At 41.7% G+C, this 12435-nt stretch carries 10 protein-coding genes and 1 rRNA gene; 3 read left to right on the top strand and 8 right to left on the bottom strand.

The window, feature by feature from the left end; all coding sequences use genetic code 11:
* Nucleotides 1–32 precede the first annotated feature (32 nt).
* The 6 genes from E2K98_RS27750 to E2K98_RS27725 all read right to left on the bottom strand — a co-directional run bounded on the left by E2K98_RS27750 (nucleotide 33) and on the right by E2K98_RS27725 (nucleotide 7152).
* Nucleotides 33–1133 (bottom strand): site-2 protease family protein, encoded by a 1101-nt coding sequence (locus E2K98_RS27750; protein ID WP_133339918.1) that lies wholly within the window; start codon nucleotides 1131–1133, stop codon nucleotides 33–35.
* A 42-nt stretch (nucleotides 1134–1175) separates the two neighbouring features.
* Nucleotides 1176–1736, bottom strand: coding sequence for a M15 family metallopeptidase (locus E2K98_RS27745; protein WP_133339916.1), 561 nt, complete (start codon nucleotides 1734–1736; stop codon nucleotides 1176–1178).
* A gap of 302 nt (nucleotides 1737–2038) precedes the next feature.
* Nucleotides 2039–3403 (bottom strand): glutamine synthetase family protein, encoded by a 1365-nt coding sequence (locus E2K98_RS27740; RefSeq protein ID WP_235824952.1) that lies wholly within the window; start codon nucleotides 3401–3403, stop codon nucleotides 2039–2041.
* A complete protein-coding gene (locus E2K98_RS27735; RefSeq protein WP_133339914.1) occupies nucleotides 3397–4596 on the bottom strand; it encodes a M20 metallopeptidase family protein in 1200 nt (399 codons plus the stop codon). Before E2K98_RS27735 ends, E2K98_RS27740 begins: the two co-directional genes overlap by 7 nt.
* Nucleotides 4597–4612: 16 nt before the next feature.
* Entirely contained in the window at nucleotides 4613–5983 is a 1371-nt protein-coding gene (locus E2K98_RS27730; RefSeq protein ID WP_165976408.1) for an APC family permease, read from the bottom strand.
* Nucleotides 5962–7152 (bottom strand): amidohydrolase family protein, encoded by a 1191-nt coding sequence (locus tag E2K98_RS27725; RefSeq protein WP_133339912.1) that lies wholly within the window; start codon nucleotides 7150–7152, stop codon nucleotides 5962–5964. The genes E2K98_RS27730 and E2K98_RS27725 overlap by 22 nt, the downstream gene beginning before the upstream one ends.
* 301 nt (nucleotides 7153–7453) lie before the next feature.
* On the opposite strand from E2K98_RS27725, the gene E2K98_RS27720 reads away from it, so the two are divergent.
* Complete coding sequence (locus E2K98_RS27720; RefSeq protein WP_133339910.1) at nucleotides 7454–9208, top strand: sigma 54-interacting transcriptional regulator; 1755 nt, start codon at nucleotides 7454–7456, stop codon at nucleotides 9206–9208.
* Nucleotides 9209–9220: 12 nt separating this feature from the next.
* Nucleotides 9221–10549 (top strand): aspartate aminotransferase family protein, encoded by a 1329-nt coding sequence (locus E2K98_RS27715; protein ID WP_133339908.1) that lies wholly within the window; start codon nucleotides 9221–9223, stop codon nucleotides 10547–10549.
* Nucleotides 10550–10648: 99 nt separating this feature from the next.
* On the opposite strand, the gene E2K98_RS27710 is transcribed toward E2K98_RS27715, so the two are convergent.
* Together E2K98_RS27710 and E2K98_RS27705 are read right to left on the bottom strand one after the other, a co-directional pair.
* The gene (locus tag E2K98_RS27710) at nucleotides 10649–11104 is read right to left on the bottom strand and encodes a hypothetical protein (RefSeq protein ID WP_133339906.1); all 456 of its coding nucleotides are present in this window, start codon (nucleotides 11102–11104) and stop codon (nucleotides 10649–10651) included.
* Between the two features lie 15 nt (nucleotides 11105–11119).
* Nucleotides 11120–11884 carry a hypothetical protein gene (locus E2K98_RS27705; protein WP_133339904.1) on the bottom strand — a complete coding sequence of 255 codons (765 nt, stop codon included), beginning with the start codon at nucleotides 11882–11884 and terminating at the stop codon, nucleotides 11120–11122.
* A 471-nt stretch (nucleotides 11885–12355) separates the two neighbouring features.
* On the opposite strand from E2K98_RS27705, the gene E2K98_RS27700 reads away from it, so the two are divergent.
* Nucleotides 12356–12435 (top strand): 16S ribosomal RNA (locus tag E2K98_RS27700); the annotation flags it as partial.

The following is a 12435-nucleotide window of genomic DNA, read 5'->3' as shown; positions in this document are numbered from 1 at the left end:
TAGGTCAGACACCCGTGGGGCTGACCTGTTTTTTAACGGTTCAAGGCATTTCGTATTTCCGGATGGTTCATAAGAATTTCGTTTCCAAAAAAATAACTAATTGACAGGGCAACGATTAAACCAAGATAGATTAAAAATAATTGCCACTTCGTTTTCTTATCTGTTTTGTAATAGGTTTCCGTTATTTGTACATCTTTTTTATACTCTTCTATGACTTTTTCGAATTGGATTAGCGTTTGTTGAATCACTTGTTCATTTTCGTTTTGCGCTTCTTCGCTTAGATTAGGGACACCGGATAATTGCTGAAGGTAAAAATTCTTGCTCATTTTTTCAATTTCAGACACCAGTGTATCAAAAGCATTTTTCACTTCCGGTTGAGACATGTTCCAATTTACTTCTTTCAGAATCGGTTGAATGGATCCTACATGGTTCGATGTTTGCTTTAATTTGTTTAATAGGAGACCAAGTTTTTCGGCTTCTTCTTTGCTGGAATTGAGATTCTTTTGTTTTTTATAGGTTTTGTACCATTCAATCGAACCCAAGATGACAATCAAAAAGCCTATAAAGCTTCCTAACTTAATCGAAAATGCCACTAACAACACAATCCCTAAGCCCCAAAGCTTGGTGCTGATTCCGGCGGCGATTCTTCCGCCATCTAATGGTGTGATCGGGATTAAATTAAATAAATTAATGGTCCCGCCTAAAATGATGCAAAGCGCCCAAAATGGTTCGTGTGTGAGAAAGTATAAGGGAATGGCAGGCAAAAAGGATAATAATCCAAAAAGGGGTCCCATGTAAGCCAAGTATCCTTCATCTTTTGCGCTTTTTGGCATTTCCTTTAGTCCAATCGCTGCACCGATAAAGGGAATAAATACGGCCGGGCTGACGGACAGTTTTAGCTTTTTGGCCGCATATAAATGTCCCATCTCATGAACAAACAGCAGGTAGACGAGGGCTGCGGCAAACTTCCAGCCAAAAATTAAGGCGTATGTTCCAAGCGTTATGAACATGCTGATCAGTGTTTGGAGTTTAAGAATTTTAAAAGCGACCAAAAGATATTTTAGTTTGCCGAGTAATAGTAATCCTAATGTGCCCAATATGCCCCAAGAGGATTTCTTCACGCTTTTTTTCAAAAAAGCACCTCCTATTATAAAACTTCCTGCTTATCGTTTATTTTATTTACTGGTTAAGGATGATCCAGGTGGTCTCTGGCCGTTCTGTAAATCGGCAAGTGTTAAGCCAAAGTCCATTTGTAAATGGGGATAATCTTTAAATTGGGGCCAATCACCGCCCCATTGAAATCCTAAACCTTTTGCGATGGCCACTACCTCGTCCCAATCCGGCAAGCCATTTTGATTTCCATCATAGTTCCGATCCCAAATCACATTGGCGGATGGAGTTTTTAGCGCAAAATCAACGGCAAGTCCATAATTGTGAAAAGACTCTCCGCCCCTGGCATACGTTACAATGGTCCCGCCGGCTGTACGCCCTTTTTTATAAAGTTGATCCTGGTCTTCTGCGCTGCGGAAGCCATCGGTAATCACAACCGTGATGCCTTTTTTCGCAGTTTGCTGGATTAATTGATTGGTTGCTGCTTTTACCATTGGGTTGAGCCCAGTTGGTAGGGAAACGGGTTGTTTCTTTGTTTGCATTTGAGACGCAATATATAGATAAACGAAAATCGCTAGAAAAAGTATAAACATAAAGCTTCCAAATCGTTTCAGTTTCAAAACCATTTTTCCTTTCATTAAAATCATTTTGACATTAACTTATACGTAAAATATAGAGTTATTGTTTCATAAGTTTATCTAAATTTCTATTCCCGTGCATTCGAGTCGTTTTATCAACTCATTTTGGGGGGATATCAACACAAATTTTGATTTTATCAACACTTTTATAGAGTATATCGACATAGATTCGGATTATATCAACACTTTTTCGCTGGATATCAACACAAATTGCGATTTTATCGACAATTTGAATGGAAATCTCCAATAAAAAAGGAAGCATGAAAACATCATGCTCCTCGATCAATTGGTTAAAACCGCGATGCAAACAGGTTCCTTTCCCAATCACTTACATATTTTGAATACTTGTCCCATTCGGTTCTCTTGATATTGATAAACTCTTCCCAGATGGTGCGGCCGATGGTTTGTGCTAGGACTGAATCTTCGGCTAAGGCGTTAATGGCTTCATTTAGGCTTCTTGGTACCCATTTGATGCCTCTTTCTTTCAATTGGTATTCACTTACCGTGCTCACATCAAACTCAACTGGCTCACCTGGGTCAAGTTGATTCTGAATTCCGCGAAGACCTGCTGCCACAAGGCAGGCGGCAAGCAGATACGGATTACAAGTCCCATCAGCGCCCCTGAATTCGAAGCGTCTTGTCCTTCTTTTTTCAGGAATCCGCACTAATACCGAACGGTTTCCTGAACCATAACAAATATGTGCAGGCGCAAAGGATCCAGGTTGCATCCGCTTGTATGAGTTAATACTTGGAGCACCAATCGCGATAAGCGAAGAGGCATGCTTTAACAGTCCGCCAATAAAGTGGTAGGCTTTTTCGGACATATCCAAACCGCGTTGATCCGTGGAGTCTTCAAAAAGATTCTCACCTTCATCAAATAAACTAATATGAACATGGAGACCACTGCCGGCATGGTTTTGAAATGGCTTTGGCATTAGGGTGCCTATTAATCCTTTGTCACGGGCAATTTGCTTATATAGATGCATGAACGTAACCTGATCGTCAGCGGCTTTTAAGGCATTTGTATATTTTAAATTGATTTCAAGCTGGCCGGGGCCATATTCACTTGATAATTGCTCGGTTTCAACACCCATTGCGTCAAGGGCGTACACAAAGTCTTGAATGAAATCCTCCTGAATATCTGCTCCTTCGATCGAAAAACAATGGCTATTGTCGGCGGGTACGAGTTGACCGTCGACTTCTTTTAATAAATAAGCTTCTTGTTCAAAAGCCATATTCATTTTTCCGCCAAGAAGGGTTTCGACCTCATTGAGAAGCCGTTTTAAAGCACTTCTTGGGCAGCCATGCCATGGTTCCCCGTTGATATCGACTAAATCACAAAGCATCCGGGCTGTGTTTTTTCGATAGGGAAGGATGGCAAAGGTTTGTGGATCCGGGATGGCAAAGAAGTCCCCATCGTTTGCCCCAAATGCCGGGTTCGGAATATATTCATCAAACACATCGAAGCTCATAATCGCCGTACTAAAATTGATTCCCTTTTCCATTGCATCTTTTAGTTGAAGCGGACGAATCGTCCGGCCGCGGGTGATGCCGGCATAATCGAGAAACTCAACACGGATGAATTCGATGTTTTTCTCTTTCACGATTTTTAATACGGTATCTTTTGTCATCATTTCTTTATCTTGTACTAACATTTTTCTTCAACCCCTCTTGATAGTTTCGTTAATACGGTTGAGGTAAATAACTGCACCCCGATTGGAATGATGGATTCATCAAATTCAAATTGGGGGTGATGCAAATCAAATGCCTGTTTTCCTTCGAGCGCTGTACCGAGTCTGAAATACGTACTTGGGACGATTTGGGCAAATGTCCCAAAGTCATCTGCGCCCATTGATGGTTCCTTTAACTGAACCACTTTTTCCGAACCAAATAGTTCAGCTGCACACTCCTCAACTGCTTTCGTGACCCACTCACTGTTAATGACTGGTGGATGACCATCTTTATAGTGAACATTGGCTTTTCCGCCAAAGCTTTTAGCGATACTTTCACATAAATTAATCAGCTGTGATTTTAATTTTTTCCTTGTTTCAAAGGTTACGGCACGGGTTGTTCCTTCCAAAACCACTTTGTCGGCGACGATGTTGCTTGCAGTCCCACCGTTAATTTTTCCAATATGAACGACGACCGGTTCTACCGGGTTACTAGATTTTGTTACGAGTGTATGAAGGGCTTGGATAATCTGCGAGCTGATGGTAATGGCATCAATCGCTTGATGTGGTCTCGCACTATGACCGCTCTTTCCTTCAATTTCTATCGTAAAATCATCACACGAGGCTGTAATGGCCCCATATTTAATTCCAATCGTTCCATGTGGCAGGTGCGGCCATAAGTGCAGGGCCAGCATTCCATCTATGGAAGGAGTTTCAAGCACGCCAAGATCTATGAGTTGCTGGGCAGCACCGTCCGCCTCCTCGCCGGGTTGAAAAATGCAGCGAACACGTCCTGAGATTTTGTCTCTTAATCTATGAAGCTGGTAAACGGTTCCGAGGAGAATGGTCGTGTGACCATCATGTCCGCATGCGTGCATGACTCCTTGGTTGGCGGATGAAAAAGGAAGCCCGGTTTGTTCTTGAATGGGAAGGGCATCGATATCAGCCCGAATGCCGATATGAGGGCCCTGTCTGTTCCCGCCTATAATATCAACAAAAATTCCAGTTTCTCCAATTCTATTATAAGGGATTCCCCATTCTTCTAATACTCTAGCAATATACCCGCAGGTATTGTATTCCTGAAAGGATAATTCAGGATGTTGATGGAGATGTCGGCGTATCTCAATTAACTTTTGTGTGACCTCTTCGCTTACTTTAATTTGCTCTTTTATGATCATCCTAAAATCCTCTCACTTACATAGATTCTTTTTTTCTATCCGAAGTAGAAATGGTTCTCGATTTATTGAAAACTTTAAACAGAAGAAAGAGTACGCCCATCCAGATGACGCCGCGTAAAAGGGTCATTGGAGTTCCGATGAAACTGCCGTAAAAGACAATGGCAATTCCAATAAAACCTAGAATCGGAAACAAAGGATAGAGCGGCTGTTTCCATGGGAGCTGGAGAACCTCTGATTTTGCATTTTTTCGATAAAGAACACTTGCAATTAAGGCTAATGTCCAGGAAACCAACCATGCAAATACCAATTGGTTCGATAATTCTACGTAAAGGAAATCCGGATTGATCATCCCTAAGATAATTAAGGCAACCGATGCCGCCCAGACAACGATAATCCCATTGACTGGAGTACCTGTTTTTGGATGAAGACGTCCGAAGAACGCAGGGAGGTATCCGCTTTTTGCCTGTGCGTAAAAAATCCGGGAAGCGGCATATAAGGTACCCATGAGCAAACAAGTTGCTGCAGCAATCCATGCTGTCATATTCATGATATAAGCACCGGCAATTCCGAATACTTGATTGGCTGCAATGGTAAATGGCGAATCATCAATGGTCACTTTATTCCACGGGATAATGCCCTGTAAGACAAACTGTGCTGCTGTGTACAAAACTAAGAAGGTAATACTAGACCATACCAATGCTTTCGGAAGATCCTTTGGATTTTTCACCTCGCCGCCAGCGGTTGCTAAGGTTACAGCACCCAAGTAGGCATAGGTGCCTAATGGAATGGCTGCCCAAAACCCTTTTGATCCGTGTGGCATGAATGGCGTGAAATTATGGATGTTAATATCTTTTAGTCCGATGATGGAGAAAAGAGCCATTACCACAGTCATAATGATGACTAATAGAAGCTGCGTTTTGGCTGCAATTTCGGTTCCAAGAATATTTAATGCCGCGAAAATCGTCAAGAACAGGATGGCAAAAAACGCGGGCCATAGATCCCCTTTTAGCTGCGGGAAAAACCACATGGTGATTCTGCCGATTGCGATTCCGACGCTGCCGCCGCAAATGACCCAGCCAAGTGCAAAGGCAAATCCGGACAAAAATCCCCACCAACTTCCCATAAACCGTTCGACCCAATGGGACATGGCCCCGGCATTTGGCATTCCTACCGCTAGTTCACCAAGTGCAATCATAAGGAAAAGTTGTGATAATCCAGCAATTCCATAGGCAACGATGGAGCTTGGACCTGCTGTGGCAATCCCTTGCCCCATCAGGAGGAAGATTCCGTCCCCGATCACGGACCCTACTCCAAGAGCCCAAATCGCCCAAAACCCAAGTTTCTTTTGCGGAATCATCTCTGTCACTATTTGCTTATTGTTTGACATACAGCAGCCTCCTTCATGTACTTTTGATAAACATTTTCATAGTTTCGGTATAGGACCATTTCTCCAATGGTCTGTGCGGTTTCGACATCCATGTAATCTGAATCAACCCAGGAATTTAATACTTCTTCAAAGGACTCTTTAAACAGATGGACGCCCATCCAGTTCATTTCCGGCACGGTAAAGGCATCAGAGCCGTACATTACCTTATCAAATGGCGCAAATTCAAATACTTGAGATAAAATACGTTTCACCCCGTGGCCGCTGAAAGGATTTTGCAAAGAGATATCCATATAGACATTCGGCAGGATGCTGACAATAAAGGCAGCTTCCTCCATCCATGGATAACCGCCGTGAACGAGATGAACTTTGGTATTTTCATATTTTTGATCGCGGAGCATGTCGATGAGGAAGCTGGGACTTGCTTTCGAAAGGACGACTTCTCCGTCACCGACACCAGTGTGAATATGCATGACTTTGTCCGTCTTCGTACATTCTTCCATTGCTATATGTAGGCAATAGTCACGGAATTTTTTTACAACGGCACGGGTATTGAATTTAAATTCCGCGTATTCTGCTGCCGCAGCCTGCTCATCCATGGGAGCGATTTCCAATCCGCTTCTGTAGGCAATAATCGACTTTAGTCCAACGATTCCTTTTGTATTTAAGGCCTCTGTCAGATTTGCACGATATTTTTCGTTGAAGTCAGCAAAGGATTCGCATTCTTGACTGAGTTGAACCATGGCAGGTTCGATTCGGTGGATTTCCCAGATACGGGCTCCGCAAAGGTCGGCATATTCTGCTTTGCTTAATGGCGGTTGCGGGTAACCAAAATCACCGACTACTCCGGTCAGTCTTGCATCTGAAAAAAGATCGTGAGTATATTTTTTAAAATCGACTGCCCTCGCATTGCGCTGCTCGACTACCGCTTCAAGGGTTGGCTCGCATGAAAAATATTTTGCTAAACGCTTAACAAGGATTTGCATCCACATATTGGTTCCAGGGAATGGCTGATTGGGTAGTCTCTCGTAATTGGCAGGTATTTGGTTTGGAATAACGGCTAGGGACAGCTTTCTGACAAACTCTTCTGGAGTGTATGGTTCTGTGTTTTTTGTGTAGGGGTGTGCATGAACGTCTATTGCTTGAATATTTTTTAAAGAAACTTTCATCATTTGTTAATTCCTCCTTTACGGTTTCATTAGAATAGTAGCAAGTTTTATGCCAATCGGTTTTGAATATTCAGAATTGGGTAAAATCAAGGCTATTGTAGGAAAAGTTGAATTCTATTAGCCGCAAAAAAATGTTGAAAGAAAAATATTTTTCAGAAAAATATTTTTCTATTTTTAATACTATACCGAATTTTCTGTTTTATATATCTTTTAATATGTTAATATTTTGGTAGAAAGAGCTTACATTTTAAAGGGTGACAAATTTTTTTCGCTTAGAAATTTTTCGGAAAGGGTGGTGATCAAAGTGGATGAGCAGTTTCGTTTATCATTTTTAGATGTTTGGAATCATTCGTTCGAAAGTATCATCCTGTTTAATGAACAAGGGACGATTTTGTCCTTAAACCGTCCGGCGGCGCGTTTGTTTTCGGAAAGTCCTTCTACGCTTAATGGTGCTTCGATATATGAGTTGATTCCATCCGAGGATTTTAAAAAATGCCTTCAAAAGAAGGGGAAAACAGGAGTTTCTATTCTTTTGGGGACCAAACAATTAGTAGCCAATATCTCATTTTTTGAAAATAACGAGTTGTACCTGCTATTTTTGAAGGATATCTCGCAAGTTCAGTTACTGCAGCATCAAATTCAGGAATTGAAGAAAACGAAGCAATTATTTAATTTGATTCTGGATCAGTTAGAAGAAGGGATCTCTGTCATTGATGAACAGGGAAGGCTTCTCTTTTATAACCTTAAAGCAGGTGAGATGGATACATTGGAACCTGAGGCGGTTCGAAATAAAAGGGTACAGGATGTTTGGAATGTCGATGAAAATACAAGTACCTTATTAACCTCGCTGCGAACGAGAAGGACGCTTCATCACAGAGAAACGAAATTTTCCTCACACGGGAAGGCGATTACCACATTAGCCAGAACGGTTCCGTTGGTGCTGAATGAAAATGTTTCGGGAGCCATTGAAATATTAAAAGATATCACGGAACAAAAACATCTTTCCGATACTATCTTACAGCTGCAAAAACAGGGCAAAGGTGATTTGGAATCGTCAAATTCTTTCTCTTCGCAGAAAAATAATACCCGGTTTCAGTTTGAGGACATTATCTTTTCAAGCCGAGAGATGGCTCAATCGGTTGAACAGGCACGCCGGTCGGCAAGGTCAAAATCCAATATTCTCATTGTGGGTGAAACGGGAACGGGCAAGGAGCTGTTTGCTCAGAGTATCCATAATGAGAGTCCTAGAAAAGATAAACCGTTTATCGCACAAAATTGTGCAGCACTTCCGGAGTCTTTACTTGAAAGTTTATTGTTTGGAACAACGGCAGGCAGCTTCACCGGCGCTGTCAACCGTCCGGGACTTTTTGAACAAGCGCAGGGTGGGAGTCTCATGCTCGATGAAATTAATTCGATGAGCATTAATCTGCAGGCGAAGCTTTTGCGGGTGATTCAGGAACGGAAGGTGCAGCGCCTTGGTTCGACAAAGGTAATTGATATTGATGTAAGGATCGTTGCTACGATGAATGAGGAACCGTTAGAAGCAATCGCCAACCAACGGCTTCGTGAGGATTTGTATTATCGGCTTGGTGTGGTGAATCTCGTGATTCCGCCTTTGCGCAATCGGAAGGAGGATTTACGGGTATTAATTGATCACTTTATTACCAAACATGCTGATCTATTAGATGTACAGGTGGATGGGGTGGACCAGGATGTTTTTCATTATTTTATGAATTTCGGATGGCCTGGGAATGTCAGACAGCTAGAGCATGTTATTGAGGGCTGCCTTAACCTTGTTTATGATGAGCGGACCATCGGCTTCAATCATTTGCCGCCTATTTTTAAAAATAAAATTCAGCAGGCAGAGAGTACTTTAAGTCATGAACCCTTATCGTCGTTTTCAGGAAGTCTTCCTGAGCAGATTGAAAGGCTGGAGCGTGTCATGATTGAGCAAGCGATGAATCATGCGCAAGGAAATATTACGAAGGCGGCGGAACAGCTGGGGATTTCAAGGCAAAATCTCAATTATAAGCTGAAAAAATTTCAGATTTTCTTTTAAGGGGGAGAGGGTTTGGAAAACACGTTTCTTGAGGCAGAAGGTCAAGTGATTGCGGATAGTTTAAAAATTCGTTTTTACCCTATTGCGGTAAAGGCTGCGAAGGGTACGCGGGTGATAGATCAATCTGGAAAGGAATATTTGGATATAGCGGCTGGTTGGGCGGTTGCGAATATTGGCTATGGACATCCTCGTGTGGGTGAGGCGATTAAAGAAAAATATGATACCTTATCGTTTACTTCACAGCTTTCGGCTCCTGAGTCGACGATGGTTTCTTTGGCTCAGAAATTAATCGAGATAACACCGGGTGATTTTTCAAAAAAGGTTTGGTTTGGCCATTCTGGCTCTGATGCGAATGATTGTATTGCGAAATTGGTTCCGCTTGAAAAGAAGCGTTCCAGAATGATTTCTTTTATAGGTTCTTATCATGGGCAGACGATGGGATCGCTTTCGCTTTCTGGGCATCCCGCCCAAGCAGGTTTTATCGGTAGTGGCAATGTGGTGAAAATTCCTTATCCGAATCCGTATCGACCGCCATTTGGGGTAACGGATCGTCTAACAGATCAGTGTATTGGATATTTAGAGCAGGAAGTGTTTAAGACGATTTGTCCGCCCGGTGATACGGCTGGAATCATTGTTGAGGGAATTCAGAGTGATGGCGGGCTGATTGTCCCGCCAGAGGATTTCCTGCCTCGGCTTGAAGGGGTCTGCAGGCGCTATGGTATTCACCTCATTTTTGATGAGGTGAAAGTGGGGCTTGGACGAACGGGTAAATGGTTTTCGTTTGACCATAGTGGAGTGGTTCCGGATGCTGTTGTGCTTGGTAAGTCGCTTGGCGGCGGACTGCCGATCAGTTCGGTTGTAGCTAGACGCGAAATTCTTGATGCAGGCATGGGGGTACATATGTTTACGATGAGCGGGAATCCTGTCTGTAGTGCGGCGTCGCTGGAAAATTTGCAGATTATTCAAGAGGAACAGTTAGTTGAGAATGCTAGGGTGAATGGGGAATATTTTATTGGTCTGTTAAAGAATCTACAGGAGAAGTATGAGTGGATTGGGGATGTTCGTGGAAAAGGGCTTGCGATTGGTGTTGAGTTGGTGGAGGACAGGGTTACGAAAAAGCCCGCCGCTGAAAAAACGGCCGCTATTTGTTATCGCTGCTATGAGCTCGGTCTGCTCGTTTTTTATGTAGGCATCCACAGCAATGTTATTGAAATCACCCCGCCACTCACCATCACCAAACAAGAAATTGAATTAGCCGTATCTATACTCGACCAAGCCTTTTCAGACTTGGAAAAAGGGAAGATTAACCTGGATTTGGTGAGGGAGTATAGTGGGTGGTAGTTTGGGGTCTAACCTCCGCTCGGTTGAAAGGCGTTATGACAATCTGTAAAAACCAAAAATCAAAATGCCAACAGAGGCTGAGTCTTTGTTGGCATTTGTCTAATTCTTATCTAATTTAGTTAAACCAAGTGCTCCGTTTTCCCATAAAATTTTTTCGACGGTTTTCCATTGATCTTCTTCACAGCGAATCATCAAGACAATTTCGGAACTAATGTTTTTTGACCCTCCTTTCCCTTTTTTTACAATCAATAGTTTCAGTAGAAATCCTAACAAGAGACCAAAGATTGCTCCGATAATTCCCCAAATAATCGGGCCCCATTTTAAAATAAATCCATAGATAGACCCTAGTAGCATGAAACAGGTCCCGAGGATTGCTGCACCGTCAAATAGACTCAATCCATCCGCTCTATGGATGGTATCAAACAGTTGTCTTTTTCCGGCTCTCTTATCAAGTGGAGCAGCAAAGATCTTTTCATGCGATAGGCCGTTTTGTTTAAGTTCTGTAATCGCTAATTCAATAAATATTGAATTTTCGTAGGTAGCAATTACTAACATGGTATTCACAATCCTTTATAGGGGAGTTTTAAAATGAATCTTTTGATAGTTTTTTCGTAAATATGCGGCCATTTCTTTTTCGAACAGTTTATTGTTCTCAACTGCAGAAACATAGGCATCGTAAATGATGAAAAAGTAGATGGATGGAAAATAAAGTGCCCATTGCATATTGATCGTCTCTTTAGCCTGTGTAAAATCACCTAGCATTGATAAGTGGATCGCATAAAGAATATGGCCGTAATAACAAATCCCGACGGTATAAATAAAAATAAAGAATCCTGAAACTACATTATGTAGATAAAGATGACCGAGACCAGGGAACAAGGCTGACCAGACTAATGCTAGCCAAGGCTTCCGTTTATCCAGGTAGTTCATATCCCAAGAGCCCATTTTAATATTCAACATGGGGGCATCCTCACGGTCTGCCAGTACATATTGTTTGTTTAAGTCAATGGTGGTCCGATATCCGTCCCAGATGCTGAACATATAAATGGCTATATAGAGAATTAACCACCTTTCATCTAGAACTTCTTTGGCTCTGTCAAAGTTACCTAATAAGGAATAGAGAATTCCTAGGTTTACCTTTGCCATCCCGTTAATAAAGGTTTCCCATAGAATCAAAATAAACCCCACTATATACCGGTGCTGCATAAGGTGTCCGAATCCAGGATAGGAAAAGGAAAAAAAGGCAACAACCCAAGGGTTTTTTAAATGAAGTTGACTTGTTGTAAATTGGGAAAGATACGCCCTTTGTCTTCGAAAGGGAGGGATTTGGTTCATGTTCTGTTGCCCCTTCATGAGATAAAGATTTATTATTTTATTAATCACCAATATTTGTAATTTTCATCCGTGATTTTAATTTGTTATTGTATTTGGTCTTTTGGAGAAAAATTATTTGAGACTAAATCTCAAGTTTTTTTAAAAAGTGGTTGACTTGTGTATATCAATCTAGTAATATTACTTCTTGTCGCCGAACAAATAAGTGCGATGAACAGAAAAGCAATTCACTCCGAAAAAAAGAGTTGATATTGATAAGTAATTCTGTTACGATAGAAAACGTCGCTGATTCAAACGAAAAATTATTTTAGAAAAATAATTGACGTGTTGAAGATGAGATGATATATTAATACTCTGCTTTAAAAAATGTTCTTTGAAAACTAAACAAACAAAAACGTCAACAAACAATAATAATCATGTTTCTTCTATTATATAGAGAACATGAGCCAACGTAACAAATGAGCTATATCAACTTTCTTGGAGAGTTTGATCCTGGCTCAGGACGAACGCTGGCGGCGTGCCTAATACATGCAAGTCGAGCGAATCAATAGGAG

The organism is Bacillus salipaludis (assembly GCF_004358205.1).
The sequence above is the reverse complement of the archived record's forward strand: the minus strand, read 5'-3'. Positions and strand labels throughout refer to the sequence as shown.